Annotated in this window: 19 protein-coding genes; 7 read left to right on the top strand and 12 right to left on the bottom strand. The window is 34.3% G+C overall.

The annotated features are described in order from the left end of the window. Nucleotides 1-9 precede the first annotated feature (9 nt). The 8 genes from BM246_RS14630 to mraZ all read right to left on the bottom strand — a co-directional run bounded on the left by BM246_RS14630 (nucleotide 10) and on the right by mraZ (nucleotide 9,187). Nucleotides 10-1,203: an FtsW/RodA/SpoVE family cell cycle protein gene (locus tag BM246_RS14630; protein ID WP_042504236.1), complete on the bottom strand. Its 1,194-nt coding sequence runs from the start codon at nucleotides 1,201-1,203 to the stop codon at nucleotides 10-12. Between the two features lie 59 nt (nucleotides 1,204-1,262). Next, nucleotides 1,263-2,603, bottom strand: coding sequence for a UDP-N-acetylmuramoyl-L-alanine--D-glutamate ligase (murD, locus tag BM246_RS14625; protein WP_074938903.1), 1,341 nt, complete (start codon nucleotides 2,601-2,603; stop codon nucleotides 1,263-1,265). A gap of 49 nt (nucleotides 2,604-2,652) precedes the next feature. Next, complete coding sequence (gene mraY, locus BM246_RS14620; RefSeq protein WP_074938901.1) at nucleotides 2,653-3,894, bottom strand: phospho-N-acetylmuramoyl-pentapeptide-transferase; 1,242 nt, start codon at nucleotides 3,892-3,894, stop codon at nucleotides 2,653-2,655. Nucleotides 3,895-3,910: 16 nt separating this feature from the next. Then, nucleotides 3,911-5,374 (bottom strand): UDP-N-acetylmuramoyl-L-alanyl-D-glutamate--2,6-diaminopimelate ligase, encoded by a 1,464-nt coding sequence (locus BM246_RS14615; RefSeq protein ID WP_074938899.1) that lies wholly within the window; start codon nucleotides 5,372-5,374, stop codon nucleotides 3,911-3,913. Next, nucleotides 5,371-7,329: a penicillin-binding protein gene (locus BM246_RS14610; RefSeq protein WP_074938897.1), complete on the bottom strand. Its 1,959-nt coding sequence runs from the start codon at nucleotides 7,327-7,329 to the stop codon at nucleotides 5,371-5,373. The genes BM246_RS14615 and BM246_RS14610 overlap by 4 nt, the downstream gene beginning before the upstream one ends. A gap of 60 nt (nucleotides 7,330-7,389) precedes the next feature. After that, a complete protein-coding gene (locus BM246_RS14605) occupies nucleotides 7,390-7,710 on the bottom strand; it encodes an FtsL-like putative cell division protein (protein WP_042497085.1) in 321 nt (106 codons plus the stop codon). A 123-nt stretch (nucleotides 7,711-7,833) separates the two neighbouring features. After that, entirely contained in the window at nucleotides 7,834-8,730 is an 897-nt protein-coding gene (gene rsmH, locus BM246_RS14600) for a 16S rRNA (cytosine(1402)-N(4))-methyltransferase RsmH (RefSeq protein WP_074938925.1), read from the bottom strand. Continuing rightward, a complete protein-coding gene (gene mraZ / locus BM246_RS14595; RefSeq protein WP_042504463.1) occupies nucleotides 8,717-9,187 on the bottom strand; it encodes a division/cell wall cluster transcriptional repressor MraZ in 471 nt (156 codons plus the stop codon). Before mraZ ends, rsmH begins: the two co-directional genes overlap by 14 nt. Before the next feature lie 296 nt (nucleotides 9,188-9,483). Here mraZ and BM246_RS14590 point away from each other — a divergent pair, with 296 nt between their 5' ends. After that, a complete protein-coding gene (locus tag BM246_RS14590; RefSeq protein ID WP_074938895.1) occupies nucleotides 9,484-10,248 on the top strand; it encodes an alpha/beta fold hydrolase in 765 nt (254 codons plus the stop codon). A gap of 48 nt (nucleotides 10,249-10,296) precedes the next feature. Further along, nucleotides 10,297-10,911, top strand: a complete 615-nt coding sequence (gene yihA, locus BM246_RS14585) for a ribosome biogenesis GTP-binding protein YihA/YsxC (RefSeq protein ID WP_074938893.1) — start codon at nucleotides 10,297-10,299, stop codon at nucleotides 10,909-10,911. 487 nt (nucleotides 10,912-11,398) lie between these two features. Here the strand turns inward: yihA and BM246_RS14580 are convergent, their stop codons facing one another. From BM246_RS14580 to BM246_RS14570, 3 genes are all read right to left on the bottom strand, one after another. Beyond that, the gene (locus tag BM246_RS14580; RefSeq protein WP_042497081.1) at nucleotides 11,399-12,241 is read right to left on the bottom strand and encodes a hypothetical protein; all 843 of its coding nucleotides are present in this window, start codon (nucleotides 12,239-12,241) and stop codon (nucleotides 11,399-11,401) included. Nucleotides 12,242-12,310: 69 nt separating this feature from the next. Next, nucleotides 12,311-13,405, bottom strand: coding sequence for an ABC transporter permease (locus tag BM246_RS14575; protein ID WP_074938891.1), 1,095 nt, complete (start codon nucleotides 13,403-13,405; stop codon nucleotides 12,311-12,313). Between the two features lie 14 nt (nucleotides 13,406-13,419). Then, nucleotides 13,420-15,564 carry a carboxy terminal-processing peptidase gene (locus tag BM246_RS14570; RefSeq protein ID WP_074938888.1) on the bottom strand — a complete coding sequence of 715 codons (2,145 nt, stop codon included), beginning with the start codon at nucleotides 15,562-15,564 and terminating at the stop codon, nucleotides 13,420-13,422. A 177-nt stretch (nucleotides 15,565-15,741) separates the two neighbouring features. Here BM246_RS14570 and surE point away from each other — a divergent pair, with 177 nt between their 5' ends. From surE to BM246_RS14545, 5 genes are all read left to right on the top strand, one after another. After that, a complete protein-coding gene (gene surE, locus BM246_RS14565) occupies nucleotides 15,742-16,515 on the top strand; it encodes a 5'/3'-nucleotidase SurE (RefSeq protein ID WP_074938886.1) in 774 nt (257 codons plus the stop codon). After that, entirely contained in the window at nucleotides 16,516-16,797 is a 282-nt protein-coding gene (locus BM246_RS14560) for a hypothetical protein (RefSeq protein ID WP_042497073.1), read from the top strand. A 35-nt stretch (nucleotides 16,798-16,832) separates the two neighbouring features. Next, nucleotides 16,833-17,945 carry a lipid-A-disaccharide synthase gene (lpxB, locus tag BM246_RS14555; protein ID WP_074938884.1) on the top strand — a complete coding sequence of 371 codons (1,113 nt, stop codon included), beginning with the start codon at nucleotides 16,833-16,835 and terminating at the stop codon, nucleotides 17,943-17,945. Between the two features lie 7 nt (nucleotides 17,946-17,952). After that, on the top strand, nucleotides 17,953-18,528 hold the full coding sequence (locus BM246_RS14550) for a C40 family peptidase (protein WP_074938882.1): 576 nt from the start codon (nucleotides 17,953-17,955) through the stop codon (nucleotides 18,526-18,528). A 69-nt stretch (nucleotides 18,529-18,597) separates the two neighbouring features. Then, nucleotides 18,598-20,592: a ComEC/Rec2 family competence protein gene (locus tag BM246_RS14545; RefSeq protein WP_231961866.1), complete on the top strand. Its 1,995-nt coding sequence runs from the start codon at nucleotides 18,598-18,600 to the stop codon at nucleotides 20,590-20,592. Nucleotides 20,593-20,614: 22 nt separating this feature from the next. On the opposite strand, the gene BM246_RS14540 is transcribed toward BM246_RS14545, so the two are convergent. Continuing rightward, a complete protein-coding gene (locus tag BM246_RS14540) occupies nucleotides 20,615-21,163 on the bottom strand; it encodes a thioredoxin family protein (protein WP_074938924.1) in 549 nt (182 codons plus the stop codon). Nucleotides 21,164-21,292: the final 129 nt, after the last annotated feature.

Below are 21,292 nucleotides of genomic sequence, written 5' to 3'. Positions count from 1 at the left end.
ATTCAATATTTATATAGCCTCCGAAAGAATCTCTAACGGATTATCTTCATTTATTTCTTTTTCCTTCATTTCTTCACGCTTAGCACTTACGCTAAGTATAATACCTATAGCTAAACAGGTCATCCAAATAGATGTTCCACCACTACTAACTAATGGTAACGTTTGCCCCGTTACAGGAAATAGCTCTACAGCAACAGCCATATTTATTAAAGCTTGAAAAACAATAGGCAACCCAACGCCTAACACCAATAATTTCCCGAAAATAGTATCCGATTTTTGAGAAACAATTACCACTCTAAACAATAACCACATGTATAAAATCATGATTGAAAAACCTCCAATTAAACCGTATTCTTCAATAATTATAGCAAAAATAAAATCGGAAGACGATTGAGGCAAAGCATGTTTCTGAATACTCTTACCTGGTCCAACACCAGTAATTCCTCCAGAAGCAATAGCTATTTTCGCTTTTTCTATTTGATAATCGGCATCAGTATCTTCACTATCAGAATAATTCTTAATTCTATTCTCCCAAGTTGTTACTTTAACATTTAAAGGCCCTGTTGTTAATTTAGCTACCATAATAAAGAGTATTAAAGCAACTAAGCCCGAACCCAAGATAATAGCCATATAACGCACGGGATAACCTCCTAAAAACACCAAAATCATTACCATTAAAAACATAATAGCAGCCGTAGAAAAGTTAGACGGTAAAATTAAAGCCAGCACAATAAATACAGGTGCCCAAAGCGGCAAAATAGAAGCCTTGAATGTTATGACTTCATCTTTTACTTTCGACATATATCGCGCCACATAAACCATTAAAACCACAAAGGCCAAAGTAGATGTCTGGAAAGACAAACCTACAACCGGTATTTTAATCCATCGACTCGCACTTGCACCACCCATTACCGTGCCTTGAGCCATGGTAATTAATAACAAAACCCCAACCACAGGTAGCATCACTAATGACAGCCCCTTAAAATAACGGTACGGAATTTTGTGCACTCCATACATAATTGCAAACCCTAAAACCAAATGCATAAAGTGTTTTACGAACGAAATAAATGTATTTCCATCGTATTTACTATATGCCAAATCGCTCGCCGCACTGTACACAGGCAGAAAGGACAATATAGCTAGTAGCGCTACAATGGCCCAAATTAATCGATCTCCCTTTATATTTTTAAATAGCGTTTGCATTTACTTTTTTTCTTATCTCGCTTTTCTATTATTCCGCTTATTATACAGCATTAAGTGTTTTATAAATTTCTAACCGCGTTTTTAAACTGACGACCTCTATCTTCGTAATTTTCAAATAAATCGAAGCTTGCACAAGCCGGAGACAACAATACGTTATCGCCAGATTCAGCTAATTTATAAGCAATTTTTACTGCTTCACTCATAAACTGAGTTTCAACAATAACATCCACCATATTTCCAAAAGTGCTCATTAAAGTCTCGTTTTCTGCACCTAAACAAATAATAGCTTTCACTTTTTCGTTTACAAACTGAAACAACTCTTGGTAATTATTACCCTTATCTACACCTCCAACAATCCAAACTGTTGGTGCACTCATACTCTCTAAAGCAAAATATGTAGCATTTACATTGGTTGCCTTAGAATCGTTGATATACTGTACTTTATTTATTTTTAAAACTTGCTCTAATCTATGTTCTACACCCTGAAAGTTTTCTAAACTCTCACGAATGGTTTGTTTTCTAATTTTTAGTAAATGCGCAACAGTAGAAGCCGCCATAGCGTTCTTTACGTTGTGTTTTCCTTCTAATGCTATTTTGTTTGTTGGCATAATTATTTGGGTGTTATCTATTGTTATTTTAATGTTATTTTCTTTGTCTAAATACGCGCCATTCTCTATTGTTTTCACTAATGAAAACGGCAATAATGTTGATTGAACCGGATTCTTTTTTAAATAATCTACAATCACCTCGTCATCGGCATCATAAATTAAATAATCGTCCTTACTCTGGTTTTTGGCAATTCGAAATTTAGATGCGATATAATTTTCAAATTTATAATCGTATCGATCTAAATGATCTGGAGTAATATTTGTTATTACAGCTATTTTAGGTTTAAAGTCGATAATATCATCCAACTGAAAACTACTAATTTCTAGCACGTAATTATCAAAATCTTCTTCTAGAACTTGCTTAGCAAAACTATCGCCAATATTACCAGCCAACCCCACATTCAATTCTTCTTTTAAAATGTGATGCGCCAGTGTTGCCGTTGTTGTTTTACCATTACTTCCCGTAATACCAATAATTGTTGCATTGGTATATTGGGCTGCAAATTCAATTTCCGAAACCACCTTAATTCCCTTTTCACGAATTTGTTTTACCAAAGGCGCTTTATCAGGAATACCAGGACTTTTCATGACGATGTTAGCATTCAGAATTTTTTCTTCAGAATGATTCTCATCTTCCCATTCAATATCATTTTGTACAAGAACTTGTTTATAATTTTCTTTTATTTTTCCCTTATCGGAAACAAAAACGTCGAAGCCTTTAGTTTTAGCCAAAAGCGCAGTTCCTACACCACTTTCTCCTCCTCCTAATATGACTAGTCTTTGTTCTGCCATTTCTTTATCATTTTATATAATCTACGCTTTCGCGGAAACCATACATTTACTATCTAATTTTTAATGTTACAATTGAAAGAATAGCTAGCAAAATACCAACAATCCAGAATCGTGTTACAATTTTACTTTCGTGATATCCCGATTTTTGATAATGATGATGCAATGGCGACATTTTGAAAATGCGTCGGCCTTCACCATATTTCTTCTTTGTATACTTAAACCAACTTACCTGCATTACTACCGATAAGTTTTCAGCTAAAAAGATTCCGCAAAGCACCGGTATTAACCATTCTTTACGCACCGCAATAGCAATTACAGCAATAATACCTCCAATAGTTAAACTACCTGTATCTCCCATAAAAACCTGTGCCGGATAGGTATTATACCAAAGAAAACCAATTAGCGCACCTACAAAGGCAGCGATATAAATTGTAATTTCTTCAACACGTGGGATATACATAATATTGAGATATTCTGAGAAAATAATATTACCAGAAACCCAAGCAAAAATCCCCAATGTAAGCACAATAATAGCCGATGTTCCTGCCGCGAGACCATCGATTCCATCGGTTAAATTAGCACCATTTGAAACTGCGGCTATTATAAAAATGGTAACTAGAATAAAAATAATCCAAGCGTACTTTTCTAAATCTGGACTAATCCATGTGATTAACTTCGCATATTCAATCTCGTTTCCTTTCACAAAAGGAATGGTTGTTTTAGTCGATTTCATTTCGGCCGCGAACAACTTCGACGGCGCTATATCCGGATTTTCTACCAATAATGCTCGTTGTTGCTCTATTGGCAATTTTTCCTTCATAGTAACATCTTGATGAAAAAACAATGTGCTACCCACTATAATTCCCAAACCAACTTGTCCTAAAATTTTAAAACGCCCTTTTAAACCGTCTTTATCATTTTTAAACTTCTTTAAATAATCGTCTATAAAACCAATAATCCCCATCCAAATAGTGGTTACTATTAATAAAATGATGTAAATATTTGAAAGCTTTGCTAATAACAACACAGGGATCAACGTTGCTAGAATGATAATAATTCCACCCATTGTAGGTGTACCGGCTTTTTCCTTTTGACCGTCTAAACCTAAATCGCGAATGGTTTCTCCCATTTGCTTTCTAGATAAAAAGCTAATTATTTTTTTACCGTAAATTGTTGAAAAAAGCAAAGCAAAAATCATAGCCAATGCTGCTCTAAAGGTTAAAAACCCAAAGAGTGATGCCCCAGGAAACTGGAACTGTTTTTCTAAATATTCGAATAAGTAATACAGCATTCTTTATCTATTTTAATTACTTCTGTAATTGCTTTAATATCTCTTGCACGGTTTCATAATCATCAAAATGAAAACGTTCTCCTTTAATTTCCTGATAATCTTCATGCCCCTTTCCTGCGATTAAAATAATATCGTTAGGTTGCGCCATTTGGCAAGCCGCTTTAATGGCTTGTTTTCTATCTGAAATCGTTAAGGCCTTTTTATAATTTTGAGGTTCTACCCCTTTTTCTATATCGTCTAAAATAGCTTGTGGCTCTTCACTTCGCGGATTATCACTCGTAAAAATTACCTTTGTGCTTAACGCCGTAGCGATATGCCCCATTTTTGGACGCTTTGTTTTATCACGATCTCCACCACAACCAACAACGGTAATGAGCTCTTCATTTTTAGTACGAATACTATTTATAGTTTCCAATACATTTTTCAATGCATCAGGTGTGTGTGCATAATCAACAATCGCTGTTATTTTTTCATCTGAAATTAAATACTGAAATCGTCCGCTCACGCTTTCCAAATCACTAATTAAACGAAGGATTTCTACTTTTTCGAGCCCTAACAATTCCGCTGTAGCATAAATAGCTAATACATTATAAGCATTAAAATTCCCGATTAACCGTGTCCAAACCTCACTATCATTCACCTTAAGCAATAAACCGCTTAATCTGTTTTCTAAAATTTGTGCTTTATAATCAGCATAGCCTTTTAAGGCGTATGTCTGTTTTTTAGCTTTTGTATTCTGAAGCATAATTGCTCCATTTTTATCATCGGTATTCACTAACGCAAAAGCTGTTGATGGTAGACCGTCGAAAAAACGTTTTTTAACATCGCGATACTCTGCAAAAGTGTTATGATAATCTAAATGATCGTGCGATAAATTGGTAAATATCCCGCCTTCAAAATGTAACCCTTCTGTTCTAAATTGATGAATACCGTGCGAGCTAACTTCCATAAAACAAAACTCGACACCTGCAGCATTCATCTCCTTTAAATACTTATTAATAGTTAAAGAATCTGGCGTAGTGTGGGTTGCTTTATACTCTACAGTATCTACCATAATTTTTACAGTTGAAAGCAAACCAACCTTAAAACCGGCGTTTTTAAACAACTGAAACAACAAACTAGCAACTGTTGTTTTTCCGTTAGTACCAGTAACACCAACAAGTTTTAAATTCTCGGATGGCACACCATAAAAATTAGATGCCATAATAGCCATAGCTTTACTAGAATTATCAACTTCTACATAAGTTATACCATCAACAACATCTTCCGGAGTCGCTTCACAAACTATTGCAGTCGCACCATTTTTAATAGCCACATCTATATAATTATGCCCATCCACAACACTGCCACGGATAGCCACAAACACATCACCTTTAACAATGTTGCGCGAATCGAAATGAATGTTGTTTACATCCATGCTCGTGTTTCCAACAACAGCATTTAAAGTAACCTTATACAATATGTCTTTTAATAAACTCATGATGCTTTTAATGTAACCGTTTGATTGTTTTTTAACTTGGCACTCTTATTTATTGATTGTTCTTTCACAACGCCGTTTCCGTTAAGTTTCACCTTAACCTTCACATCCATATTTTCTAAAAGCGCTAATGCGTCCATAGCAGGCAAGCCTACAACATTCGGCATAATGGTTTTGTATGTTTTTGTAGTTTCGTAAAACTTATTATACTCATCTTCTACAGAAGCAACTTTTACATCTAAAGAATTTACTTCATCTATTAAAGGCGTGTCTGTAAATATTTTTTGCGCAATACGTTTAAAAACCGGCCCTGTAACATCGGCCCCGTAATACCCTTTTTTTGTACTTGGTTTATGAATAACTACAATGCAAGAATATTTTGGGTTTTCCGCTGGAAAATAACCTGCAAAAGACGAAATATATCTTTTATTATTTTTCCAATCAGCCATCCAATACTCTGTTTGCGCCGTTCCCGTTTTCCCTGCCATTGAGAAATTTGGAGAATACAACTTGCTTGCTGTACCTCTCACCACTATGTTTTTTAATATCTCTCTAATTTCACCTAAAGTCTTATCAGAACAAATCTTTTTATTAATTACTTCCTTCTCAAAAACCTCAATTTCTTCATCAAACTCCTTAACTGCTTTTATAAATCTTGGCTTTACCATTTCACCATCATTAGCAATTGCATTATAAAAAGCAAGTGTTTGCAACGGCGTTAAACTTAAGTTATAACCATAAGCCATAGACGGCAAAGCATTTCTACTCCATTTTTTATCACCTGGCTCTGGAATATCAGGATCCCCCTCACCTTTAATTGAAACACCCAAAGGCTTATCAAGATTCCAATCCTTAATATGATCTATAAATTTCTTAGGATTTTTAGAATAATTCTCATCGATAATTGTAGCTAAACCAATATTTGAAGACACCTCTAAAGCTCTTGCTGCCGAAATTTTACCGAAACCACCATGATGAGAATCATAAATTGTTCTTCCGTAAAAACGCTTAGATCCTTTTCTAGTATCTACAACCGTTGCCGTATCAATCACCTTATCTTCTAGAGCAGCCATAAGCGCCATAACTTTAAAAGTAGACCCCGGCTCGTGCGACTCCCAAACGGCATAATTTCGTTTTTCGTAATATTCGCCACTCTTGGTTTTTGCTAAATTCGAAATAGCTTTTATTTCGCCAGTTTTAACATCCATAACTACCACACAACCATGCTCAGCCTCGTAATACTCCAACTGCCCCAACAACGAATGATGTGCGATATCTTGAATATTTACATCAATAGTCGTATAAACATCATAACCATCTTTTGGCTCCACTTGGTTATAATCGGTAAGTGGTTTCCATTTGTTTTTTCCTATTTTTTGCTTTAAACGCTTACCATCGGTACCACGTAAATATTTTACTCCAAAAGCACCATCGATTCCGGCACGCGTTACATTTCCTTCGTCATCAAATCGCTCGTAACCAATAGAACGTTGTGCAATAGCACCCATTGGAAATTCACGCTTTGTTTTCTGACTTACAATAAGCCCCCCCGGAATTGCGCCTAATTTTAAAAGCGGAAACCCTCTAAAACGCACATAATCGGTATAATTAATGTTTTTTGCTAATAGCAAATATTGATTTTTATTCGCACGTGCTTTTCTAATAGACTTCTCGTAATATGATGATGATTTTCCTGAATATTTAGAAAGCGAATCGGACAACGGCCCAACAAATTCTTCGAACTTTTTAGTTGGCGACACTACCGCATCTATAGCAATATTGTACTTCGGGATCGATGTCGCCAACAAACCACCATTATCAGAATACACGTTACCACGATTTGCAGGAATAGTAATATTTTGAACATCACGTTTTTCAACTAGCGCTCTATATTTATCACCTTGCAAATACTGAATACTGAACAATTTAAACAGCACAGCAAGCCCGAACACAAACATGCATCCCGCTACAAAATATAGTCTATTTAATATGCCCTTATCGTTTACAGCCAAGGTATTCTAATTATTTTGAGATTTTACTTTTATCTTTTTTGCTGGCGTTGTGGAAGTCGCCAAACCTTTTTCTTTCATTTTTGCCAACACAGTCGATTCCATTTTTAAACGCTGCAATTTAGAACGACCATCCACAAATGCCGAACGCATTTCTTTTACTTCATTATTAAGTTTAGATATTTCGTAAACTTTTTTATCTGCACTATGCGAGCTCGCTATCATAACTATCGCTAAAGCGGAAACAAATAAAATCATGCGCCAATTCTTAAACGAATCGTCACTGACTAAAAATGTTCCTTTTAATATGTCGTATATATTATTTTTCACCTTTAATGACTAAAATATGATGTTTTCAAAAAAGCGGAAAAACCACTCTTATTATTAAAGACACAAAAACCTCCTTTTTCAATTCGGTATTGGATCTAGCACTCTCGTTTTATTTATTTGAAATTAAGCCTTTGTAGCAATCCTTAACTTTGCACTTCGTGCTCTGTTGTTTATTTTAATCTCTGCAGCAGTAGGCACTATTAAGCCACCAACCTTTTTTAGCGGCACTTCAAAATTGCCAAACATATCACGTTCTGGCTCTCCCTCAAACAGTCCGTTTCTAATAAATCTTTTTACCAACCTATCTTCTAAAGAATGATACGATATAAAACTTAACCTTCCGTTTTCATTCAAAATCTCAGGTGTTTGAGATAAAAACTCTTTTAGAGCTTCAATTTCTTGATTCACCTCTATTCTAATAGCCTGATATATTTGAGCTAAAACTTTATTCTCATGTCTTGGCGGTAAAAATTTTCGCAAAACAGATTTCAATTGTTCACTTGTAACAATAGATTCACTTTCACGATGCGCAACAATTAAACTAGCCATAGCAGGCGCCGCACGCAATTCACCATACTGCAAGAACACATCTTTCAATTGTCCTTCTTCGTATTCATTAATAACATGAAATGCCGACAATGCCTTTTCTTGATTCATCCGCATATCTAAATCAGCCTCAAACCGAGTAGAAAAACCACGTTCTGCAACATCAAATTGATGTGACGATACGCCAAAATCTGCCAAAACACCATCCACTTTTTTTACACCATGAAATCGCAAAAAACGTTTTATAAATCTAAAATTCTCGTTTATCAATGTAAATCGAGTATCGTCAATTGTATTTTCAAGAGCGTCCAAATCTTGATCGAACGCAAATAATTTTCCATTCTCACCAAGTCGCTTTAAAATCTCCTTACTGTGTCCGCCACCACCAAAAGTAACATCAACATAAACGCCGTCAGGTTTAATATTTAAACCATCTACCGTTTCTTTTAATAATACTGGATTATGATATTCCATAGTCTTCATCATCTTGCCCCATAACTTCTTCGGCTAAATCTGCAAAATCGATTGCCGCATCATCAATGGCTTGTTCATATAAATCTTTATCCCAAATTTCAATAATATTGATTGCCGAAGCCACTACAATATTTTTCGAAATGTTAGCAAAAACTGTTAAATCTTTCGGCACTAATAAGCGCCCATTAACATCAACTTCAATAATTTTTGCCCCTGCAGTAAATCTTCGAATAAAATCATTGTTCTTTTTCTTGAACTTATTAAGCTTATTCATTTTCTGCATTAACGCCTGCCATTCTTGCATTGGATACAACTCCAAACACTTCTGAAAAACCGATCTTCGCAAAACAAAACCATCGTCTAGCACCGACGCAAGCTGCTTTTTTATCGCAGCAGGCATCATAAGTCTGCCTTTGGCATCAACTTTACAATCGTATGTTCCTGTTAATAAGTCCAATAGTATTTCGCTATGGTTTAAACGTTTAAGATTCAAATATATTGAAAATTTTACCACATTTTACCACTTTACCCCACTTTGTTAACAAGTTTTTGACGAAATACATCCTACAATCGACGAGATCAATAAAAACGGTAAGCAAACTTGACTATTCTTTAATTAATTTTATAAGAAAAATCTTAATTCAAAACACTATTCTTGACGCAGAAAAATTATTCTTTTTTCAGAAGGAATTAAAACCTTTGAAATATCAATGAAATAACTATATTTGTTTCTCATGCAATGAATACTGATTAATGACGCATAGTTTAAAAAAAGAAGGTAATTACAGCTATATTGAAGCCGGAGAGGGTACACCAATTATTGTGCTACACGGATTAATGGGCGGATTGAGTAATTTTGATGCCGTAACTGATTTTTTTAGCCAAAAAGGATATAAAGTCCTGATCCCCGAACTCCCAATTTACAGCATGTCACTGCTTAAAACTAACGTAAAAAGCTTTGCCAAATACCTACACGAATTTATAATTTTTAAAGGTTATGATGAGGTTATTTTATTAGGAAATTCGCTTGGCGGACACATTGGCTTGTACCATACAAAAATGTTCCCCGACACTGTAAAAGGCTTAATAATAACCGGAAGCTCTGGCCTTTACGAAAGTGCTATGGGCGGAGGCTACCCAAAACGCAGCGATTACGAGGTGATTAAAAAGAAAGCACAAGATGTTTTTTACGATCCCGCAGTTGCCACCAAAGAAATTGTAGACGAAGTTTACGAAACCGTAAATAACCGTAATAAGCTAATAAAAACTTTAGCTATTGCCAAAAGTGCTATTAGGCATAATATGGCAAAAGATTTACCTAACATGAAAACGCCCACTTGTATTATTTGGGGTAAAAATGATAGCGTAACGCCACCTGAAGTTGCCGAAGAATTTAACGAACTTTTACCTGATTCTGAATTACATTGGATTGACAAATGTGGCCATGCAGCCATGATGGAACACCCTGATGAATTCAATAAAATCATGGATGCTTGGTTAGAAAAAAGACAATTCTAGACACTTTTCTAGCATAAAACATTCCCAACATTAAACACATTAAGATAGATGCATATTAAATCGGCCGAATTTGTAATGAGCAATTCCGAAGTTGAAAAATGCCCAAAAAGCAGACTGCCGGAGTACGCTTTTATTGGCAGAAGTAACGTAGGAAAATCGTCGTTGATTAATATGCTAACTAGCCGAAAAAGCTTAGCTAAAACATCTGGACGACCAGGGAAAACACAGCTTATTAATCACTTTTTAATTAATAAAAACTGGCACTTAGTAGATTTACCAGGTTATGGCTATGCTCGTGTTTCTAAGAGCTCTAAAAAGGTGTTTCAAAAATTTATCACTAATTATTTCGGACAACGAGAACAACTTGTTACAGCGTTTGTTTTAGTTGATATTCGACACACACCTCAACCTGTAGATTCTGACTTTATGATATGGCTTGGAGAAAACGGGATTCCTTTTTCTATCATCTTTACTAAAGCCGACAAACTAAGACCAAAAGCTATTCAAGATCACGTTAATGCCTACAAAGCTATTTTATTAGAAACCTGGGAAGAGATGCCTAACTATTTTATTACATCATCATCTAAAGACATAGGAAAAGACGAAGTTTTAGGCTATATCGATGATCTTAACGAAAATATGGACTTAGACAGCCGCCAATAACTTCACTTATAAGTTACGCCTCTTTTTTCTTTAGTTGACAGCCTTTTATTTTTATATTTGACTAAGATATGTGATGATTTATTATATCCTAATATAAACTGCAACACAACCGAAACCTAGAAAAAAGAAGAAAAATTCATTGAGATTTCCCAAACAGACACCCCAAAAAAAAGGGGTTTGACATACTTAAACTTATCGGAATTCAAGAAAACAATAAAAGCTTGTTGCGAAATATAATGTTGTAACGCAAACAAGAAAAACACTCTCGTCTTTTATAATTTTTCAAATCCTAAATCTAAAAAAAGAAATAAGTTTATTACTAGCTGAGTAGGATCCGGAAAAGCATCTAATTGTATATAGATTAGAACAACTGCTACGTTCACAGTTTTTAAAAATCACTATGTTGGACTTAGCTAAAGGTAGTTGAGTATTTGCTTACTTCAAGTTACAAAACAAACACAAGTTTAAAATCGCGAACGTATGAGAATTATTCTATCATTTGCCCTTTCAACTTTAACGCTGCTTTCTGATAACCAATATTTTTAACATATTCATTAGCGATATCATCATAAACAAGATAGCCTAAATTTTCATTAAAGTAAAGATTAAACAAAGCTGTTGCGCTATATGCTCCAACCATCGTAGCTCCCGCAAACACATTCACATCTCCGCTTTGGTTAGGCTGCGCAAAATCCGATTGATCTGTAAGCGTTGTACTAAAAGCATTATTTAAGCCTGCTTCAGGAGTCACAACATCTACATATTCGGTGGTTCTAAGTGCTAGCCTAATAGGATAGTTTCCAACATTTGTCCATGTAGAAATTCCCAGCCCACTATAACTAACATTTACCTGTGAATCAGGTATTTCAATTTCGATATTATTAAATACAATAGGCCGTTCTGTATCAACAATTATTCTATAAACTTTAGAGTCTGAATTATCGGAATTTGCAACTTTAAAATCTATCGTGTTTGGATAACTAAAATCAATAGATTCTTCTAAACTCACATTATAAGCATGAAAAGCTTCATTATTTATTCTATACTCAATACTAGCACCTTCAAATTCTATTATGGGCGATATATTAGAATAGTCTACAGCCGAAGGAAACAGACAAACAACTAAAGAATCTAACGGTTGCGTATGTGCTTTTATAACAGAAAACGTATGGTTGCTAGACAACATTTTAAAACTAGTTATAGCCAATTTTTCTGCAATAACCTCATTATCTTCCGATTTATCAGAATCATCATTAGAACTACATGATGATAAAAAAACCAGAGCAATAATTAAAAAACTAAACGCGTGATACTTTTTAATGTGTTTCATTCTATTAAAATTTGATTACATAAGTTAAGCCTACCGTTTTTCATAAACCATGCCAAAAACAACAAGATCTCAACCTTTAACATCTAACGCATCGCGTAACGCGTTACCTATAAGCATAAAAGCCATTACCAAACTCATTATACAAAGCCCTGGAATTAAAGCCAAATAAGGCTTCCCTAAAATGATATAATTGTAGTGATCTTTTATCATAGCACCCCAACTAGCCATTGGTGGTTGCGCACCAATACCCAAAAAGCTCAAACCACTTTCTATTAAAATAGCTGCGGCAAAGTTTGCTGCTGAAATTACAATTACCGGTGCCATAATATTCGGAAGGATATGTTTTGTGATTATTCTGTAATCACTAAAACCTAAAGCTCTTGCTGCTGTTACATATTGCATTTCTTTAGTGCTAATTATTTGCCCACGAACTACTCTAGCCACTTCCACCCACATGGTTAAACCGACAGCAATAAACACTTGCCAAAAACCTTTGCCTAATGCTAAAGTAATCGCTATTACCAAAAGCAGAGTAGGTATAGACCAGGTTACATTTATAATCCACATAATAACAGCATCTACCTTACCACCAAAATAGCCCGCAATACTCCCCATAAAAATGCCGATAACTAATGAAATAAACACCGCTACAAATCCAATAAAAAATGAAATCCTAGCACCTACTAGCACGCGACTCAACAAATCACGTCCATATTTATCAGTTCCAAAAAGGAATGATTTTTCTTTTATAAACGATACAGCATCACTATTTGGAAACCGACTTAACTCCATTGTTTTTTTCACACCTTCCAAACCATCCGAAGCATATTCAGTATAAATCAAAGTCTCACCATCTATATGATATTCTGAAATAGGAATTTCAGAATCTGTATTCTTCTTCCCAAAAAAGAGTTTATCAAACATATTCTGATTGACTTTCAACTCTGAGGGGATAGTAAGCATTGTTACTGTATAGCCTGGCCTTTTAGAATGAATTGATAAATGCATTTGGTTCGCATATTGAGAATTATCGGGTGCAAAGGCATATGCAAACACCGAAACAACACCAACAAAACCAATAAAGCATAAACTAAAAACACCCCAAAAATTCTTTTTAAATTTTTGGAGTGCTAATTGTTTTAGTGAGCTAGATTTTGAACTCATATATTTTATTTCTTCTAATTTTTAGCTTGAGCGTGTGTAGAAGCAACTTTTTCTATTGGAAAGTTTTTTAAATCTTCTAAAACATTTAAAGCTTCCTCGACATAAACATCTTGACTTAAGCTCTCATGCCAACGCACGCGCTTTTCTTTTAAATCTGTAGTATCCTTATCAAAAAGTGATTGCTCGTATTTTGTTGAGTTAAAAGTTAAATTAGTTTTATAATCTGAAATAGCATCAAAACGTTTTGCTTCTTCCTCATTTCTATCCAATTGCTCTTTATACTTTTCAAAATTTAATGAAAACTTAGTGTCATCTATTTTACTTTTCACCCATTTAGCATTTTCATCAATAAGCTTTAATTGAGCATTATTCGCCATACGCGCTTTACTATTTGCTACAATTGTATTATAATCGAAATAACCCGTCCAAGGCTTGTAATCGGCCGCATCAATTTCATCATAAGGTAACGGATTATCTTTATCCTTTTCACCTACATCAATATAACTAAAACGTCCTGGTACTTGCACATCACTTTTAACACCCTCTAACTGTACAGAACCACCATTAATTCTATAATATTTTTTAGTGGTTAACGCTATAGCTCCAAGATCTCCTCCTGTATTACTACGTAAAACATTATTTAAATCTATGACATTTTGAACGGTACCTTTACCATAAGTTTGTTTACTCCCTATAATAATAGCACGCTTATAATCTTGCATGGCCGCCGCCATAATCTCTGATGCTGAAGCTGAAATTTCGTTTACCAAAACAACCAAAGGTCCATCCCAAACAATAGACTTATCACTATCCTTTAAAACTTCTTTTGCTTGCCCTGTAGATCGTACCTGAACCACTGGTCCTTCTTCGATAAACAAACCTGCCATATCTACAACAGTTGGTAAAGATCCACCACCATTGTTACGCAAGTCTAATACCAAACCTTCAATACCCTCTTTTTTAAGACGTAAAATTTCTTCCTTTACATCTTTAGCTGCATTTATATTTTTATAATCCTGAAAATCAGCATAAAACGCAGGCAAATCAATCACTCCAAAACGACCACCTTCTTTTTCAACAACCGATGATTTCGCATAAGTTTCCATCAACTCTACCACATCTCTAGTAATAGTTACATCTTTAACCGTACCATCCATACTTTTAATAGTAAGCGTTACCTTAGTCCCTTTAGGCCCTTTGATATATTTAATAGCATCGTTAATACGCATACCAACAATATCTACAGCAACATCTTCATCTTCTTGTTTTACTTTTAAAATAACATCTTCAACTTCTAAAAGCTTACTTCTCCAAGCTGGCCCTCCAGAAATTAATTCTACAATTTTAATGTAATCCATTCTTTTTTGTAATCTCGCTCCAATACCTTCAAGTTTTCCTGACATACGTTGGTCGAAATTCTCTTTACCTCTTGGTGCTAAATAATATGTGTGCGGATCAAACTCTTCTACTATCGTATTTACGTAAACCGCAAACCAATCATCACGATCTAAATCATCAACACTATCATTAAAATAAATATCGATAGATTTTAAAGTCGCTTCACGAGCTTCTTTCTCGATAACTTTATCCGTTTTCATAACATACTTCGGATCTTTTTCCTTGGCACGTTTTTCTTCTTCGTAAATATCATCGTAATTAGAAAGTGTCGAAAACTTTAATTGCTGTCTCCAACGAGCTTTCATTTCTCTCCTATTCTTTACATAACCAGTATTTTCATAATCAGTATCAAAATCTTCATCAACAGTATAATCAAAAGGCTTCGCCAAGATATCGTGATAAATCTCTTTTGCTTCACTTATACGCTCTAAAACACGCTCGTGAACCAAATTAAAAAACGAAATATCTACCGATTTTAATTGATCGTCTAAACTTGTTCTATATTTTTCAAACTCTTTATAATCCGAAGCGTAAAAATATCTTTTTACAGGATCTACAATCTCTAAATAATCGGAAAACAACTCTTCCGAAAAGGCATCATCAAAAGCAATAGGATCAAAATGTCCGCGCTCAATAACAAAGGTTATAAGTTCTATTAGTTTTTTATCTTTATCTGGATTATCGAATTTTTTAGAAGTAAAACTACACGAGGCAAAAGCCAAAACCATTAACAACGATAGTACTTTAAAATTCTTTTTCATAATATTCTTCATCTTCTGTATTTCAAAATTCTTTAGGGAATTTTATATCATTTTACTAAAATAGAGAAAAAACTATGCCAACAATCGGTTTTTGCTACTAATTTTTTGTTAAACAGAAGAAATAAGACGTTTACCATCGAAATTATGTATTTTAGCATTATAATTTAAGAACAAATTATGTCGAAAAAACCCCTTATTTTAATTACGAATGATGACGGCATTACTGCTCCAGGAATTAGAGCTTTAATTGAAGTTATGGTTAATTTAGGCGATGTTTTTGTAGTAGCTCCTGATAGTCCGCAAAGTGGCATGGGGCACGCTATTACGTTAGACGCTATGCTTTTTGCTCAAAACGTAGAAATTAGTAAAGGGCCACAAAAAGAGTTTAGCTGTTCTGGAACACCTGCCGATTGCGTAAAAATAGCCATTAGAGAATTACTGCCACGAAAGCCAGACCTTTGTGTTTCGGGAATAAATCATGGATCTAACTCTGCCATAAACGTTATTTATTCTGGCACCATGAGTGCCGCTATTGAAGCAGGTATTGAAGGTATTCCGGCTATTGGTTTTTCTTTACTCGATTACGCATGGGATGCTAACTTTGAAGCTTCTAAACCTTACGTAAAAAAGGTTACCGAAAATGTACTAAAATCAGGCTTACCCAAAGGAGTTGTTCTAAATGTAAACATACCAAATGCTAAAAGTGGAGACATAAAAGGCATCAAAATTTGTAGACAAGCAAAATCGAATTGGGTAGAATCTTTCGATAAACGCAAAAATCCACAAGGGAAAGATTACTATTGGCTTTCGGGTAAATTTGTAAACTTAGACAACGGTGAAGACACTGACGAATGGGCGCTTGAAAACCACTATGTTTCTGTAGTTCCCGTACAGTTCGATTTAACCGCACACCACTTTATACAACAACTAAATACTTGGAATTTAAAATAGATGAAAAAAGAAATTTTTATAGGCATGCTCGTTGGATTAATAGCAAATGCTGTTGGCTTAATTTTAACCGCAACGCTACTTGGTAGAGGTGACGATTTTACAACTGTAATTAAAGCTGCAGCCGCAGAAGGCTTTTTAGGAAAACTAATTAGCTTAGGTGCGGTTTTAAACCTTATTAGTTTTTTTATTTTTATAAGAAGAAAAGAAGATTATCGCGCCAGAGGTGTTTTATTAGTCACTGTTTTTATTGCTGTGTTTACGTTTCTTTTTAAAATGCTTTAGAAATTAAAATCACCCCAACTTAAAAGTTATAGCACATGAAATATTACATAATAGCAGGTGAAGCATCGGGAGATTTACATGGCTCAAACCTAATGAAAGCCTTGTTTCAAGAAGACCCAAATGCCGAGATTAGATTTTGGGGCGGCGACCTCATGCAATCCGTTGGCGGCACTTTAGTAACTCACTACAAGGAACGTGCTTTTATGGGGTTTATAGAGGTTATTATGAATCTTCGAAAAATATCTAAATTTATAAGCTTTTGTAAAGAAGATATTACTGACTATAAACCAGACGTTGTTATTTTTATTGATAATTCGGGCTTTAATTTACGCATTGCGAAATGGGCCAAAGCTGCCAATTTTAAAACACACTATTATATTTCACCACAAGTTTGGGCCTCTCGAGCAAGTCGTGTTAAAGATATAAAACACGATGTGGATGCCATGTATGTTATTCTTCCTTTTGTTGAGGATTTCTATAAAATGTACGATTACAACGTTCATTTTGTTGGCCACCCACTTATTGATGCTATTGCCAACCGTGAGCAAGTAAGCGAAAAAGCATTTAGAGAAACACACCAACTTAGCGACAAACCTATTATTGCCTTATTACCCGGAAGCCGAAAGCAAGAAATCACAAAAATGCTATCGGTAATGCTTAGTCTTGTTAACGATTTTAAAACCTACCAATTTGTAATTGCCGGGGCTCCCAGTCAGGATTACAGTTTCTATAAAACCTTTATTAAATCGGCTAACGTAAAATTTATTGATAATAAAACTTACGATTTGTTAAGTATTTCGACAGCAGCTTTAGTCACCTCAGGAACGGCTACACTAGAAACCGCATTATTTAAAGTACCACAAGTGGTGTGCTATAAAGGCAGCGCAATATCTTACCAAATTGCTAAACGCATTATTACATTAAAGTTTATATCCTTAGTCAATTTAGTCATGGACCGCGAAGTGGTAACAGAGCTTATTCAAGGGGATTTTAATAAAAAAAATCTTAAAAAAGAGTTAGAGCGTATCTTGGACAAAGAAGGCCGAAAAAAACTCTTTTTAGAGTATTATGAATTGGAAAAAGCCCTTGGCGGAAAAGGCGCTAGCGAAAAAACCGCAAAATTAATATACAACGCCATAAAAGGTTAATCTTTATATGAAAAAAATCATTTTTATACTCGCCCTATTCATTAGTTTTAGCAGCTGTAAATCTTCAAAACGATCTAAAAGAAGTTCAAATTCCTCTTCTAAAATAATAACAAAAAAATCGGATGCAAACGAAAATGGTCGAGTAGTTATTTCTTCCGAAGAAAAAAAATATACACCAAGAAACGCAAATAGCAGAAGAACCAAAGCCGACAACATTATTGAATATGCTGAAAGTTTTGAAGGCGTTCGATACAAATGGGGTGGCACTACAAAAGCAGGAATGGATTGTTCGGGCTTAATTTACGAATCGTTTAGAGCTTATGACGTTAATTTACCCAGAATTTCCCGAGACATGGCCAAGCGTGGCGATAAAATCAATTTAAAAGATGTTCATAAAGGCGATTTGTTATTCTTTAAAACCGGCAATAGAAGAAATGCAATTAACCATGTTGGACTTATTGTCTCTATAGAAAACAACGACATTGAGTTTATACACGCCACGAGCAGCAAAGGCGTAATGACTTCTTGGATAAACGAAACTTACTGGCATAAAGCTTTTTACGAAGCTCGTCGGATTTTATAAGATATTTTATATCTTAGTTTAATTATGAAAATCCTCAATTTTACCATAATTAAACTAACCATTTGCCTAGTGATAGGCATTTTAATTGGGTATTTTATTCCCATTCCAATAATGATGGCTATGTATTTTACACTAGCTGCATCATTACTGTTAGGCTTCACTTATTTTATATCTAGAAAACAGTTTTTTAAAACTATTTGGTTTGGGATTACTGCTTTTACCTTAATGATTTCGATTGGAATTCTCACTGTAAACATCCATAATCAACAAAATTTTAACAACCATTACAGCCAATATCTTTTAAATGAAGATGACTCTGCTCATGCTATCACTTTCAGAATTCGAGAAGTTTTAAAATCCAATACTTTTTACGACAAATATATTATTGATGTTTTACAAGTTGACACTAACCGAACCCAAGGAAAACTACTACTAAGCATAGCAAAAGACACTTTAAAACCGACACTTAACGTAGACGCTATATTCTCTACAAAGAACAATTTTAAAAGCTTAGGCTATCCGTTAAATCCTTTTCAATTTGATTACGAATCGTATTTAGAAAAGAAATACATTTATCACCAAGTCAGCTTAAAACCTACCGAGCTATTTTTAATTAGCGATAACACACATACGGTATTTGGATACGCAAATGCTACTCGACAATTTATTAATTCAAAATTAAAAAAATATCATTTTAAACCCGACGAACTCGCTGTAATTAATGCGCTTTTTCTGGGGCAAAGACAAGACCTCAGTGAAGACATTTATAGCGATTACAGAAATGCAGGAGCTATACATATATTGGCTATTTCAGGACTCCACATTGGAGTTATACTAATTCTCCTAAACTGGGTTTTAAAACCGATGGAACGCTTAAAATTTGGTAAACTTCAAAAAACAATTTTAATACTTATCATTCTATGGAGTTTTGCGGTAATTGCTGGCTTAACAGCATCGGTAACTCGAGCAGTAACCATGTTTAGTATTGTTGCCATTGCAAACAACTTAAAAAGGCCAACTAATATATACAACACTTTGGCTATTTCAATTTTCGTTATTTTATTACTGAAACCACTCTACATATTCGATGTTGGTTTTCAATTGAGCTATATGGCTGTATTTGCTATTGTCTACATAGACCCGATGATTTATAAATTATGGCAACCAAAAAACAAATTACTAGATATTTATTGGCATACTATTACTATAAGTATCGCGGCTCAATTTGGTATTGCTCCGCTTCTACTCTTTTATTTTCATCAATTCGCGGGACTATTCCTGTTATCCAGCATCATTATTATTCCGCCGTTAGCTATTATTTTAGGTCTAGGAATTGTTGTGATTCTAATGGCATCTCTAAATATATTACCTCCATTTTTAGCAGACTTTTTTAGATATATTATTAGCGGCATGAATTATATTATGAGTGTTATTTCTCAACAAGATTCATTTATCTTCAACGATATTCATTTTACCATCTGGCATGTATTAACGTCTTATCTTATGATTTTTTCAATAATACAAATCTGTAAAAATTATAAGTTTTCTATTTTAAAATGGGCGCTTTTAGCTGTAATTAGTTTTCAGTGTGCTCTTATTTACACAAATTTCAGAAAACCTTCTAATCAATTTGTGGTGTTTCATAAAAGTCGCTTTAGCATGATTAGCAACACGATGCAAAACAAATTAAGCGTAGCTCATGATTTAGATAGCATGGCCCTTTTAAAAAATTCAACTATAAAAACCTATACCGTAGGCCATTCTATTAACAACATTGAATACAATAAACTTCAATCTATTTATCTGTTGAAAAACAAAAAACTTTTAATTGTAGATAGCTTAAACACCTACCATGTCAAATCGTTTAATCCCGATTATGTTCTACTACGTCAATCACCCAAAATAAACCTAAATAGATTAATCGATTCTATTCACCCCAAATACATAATTGCAGATGGCAGCAATTATAAATCATACACCAAACAATGGAAAGCTATTTGTAAAAAACGAAAACTCCCTTTCCATGACACGCATGAAAAGGGAGCTTTTATAATTGAATATTAGAATCTATTCAGGACTACTATAACTACCCTTTAAATTCTGCTTTAAACGCATTGTAATACGTATTAAATTCATCTTGTGTTTTAATATTTTTGTGATCGTCGTTTTTAAACATTTTTAAATACAACTCTAATTGCGGAGGTGTTTGATATCCTCTTAACGGCGTAATAACCTCAGCTGTTTCATCAAAGAACAAAACTGTTGGATAGGCGTTTATTTGGAAATAGCGCGCTAATTCGTGCGCAGAATTACGCCTATTTGCTTTTGCCGGGTCGTAATTAGGGTTACCGTATGCTTTATCTTTATACGTTACCACATCATTTCCTTCTCCATTTAATTTAACAGCATAATAATGTTTATTTACATAGTCTGCTACTTCTTTATTTTGAAACGTATTTTTATCTAACATTTTACATGGCCCACACCAGTTGGTATAAATATCCATCATAATTTTTTTTGGCTCTTTCTTTTGAAGCGCTATAGCCTCATCTAAAGTTAACCAGTTAATTTCTTGTGCGCTTACGTAAACCGTAGTAATAAGCGTCAATAAAAACACGAATGTTATTTTTTTCATTGCAATTAATTTTAATGTATTCAGCTTCATATTTATTATTTAAAACTGTTAACCTGTTACAAAAGTAACAAAAGCCGTACCTAACTTACAAAAAACGCCCCTAAAAAAGGAGCGTTCTTATATATTTTA

Source organism: Algibacter lectus (assembly GCF_900112395.1).
Taxonomy (GTDB): Bacteria; Bacteroidota; Bacteroidia; order Flavobacteriales; family Flavobacteriaceae; genus Algibacter; species Algibacter lectus.
Note: the sequence above shows the minus strand (reverse complement) of the source record. Positions and strands in the feature narration are given on the sequence as shown.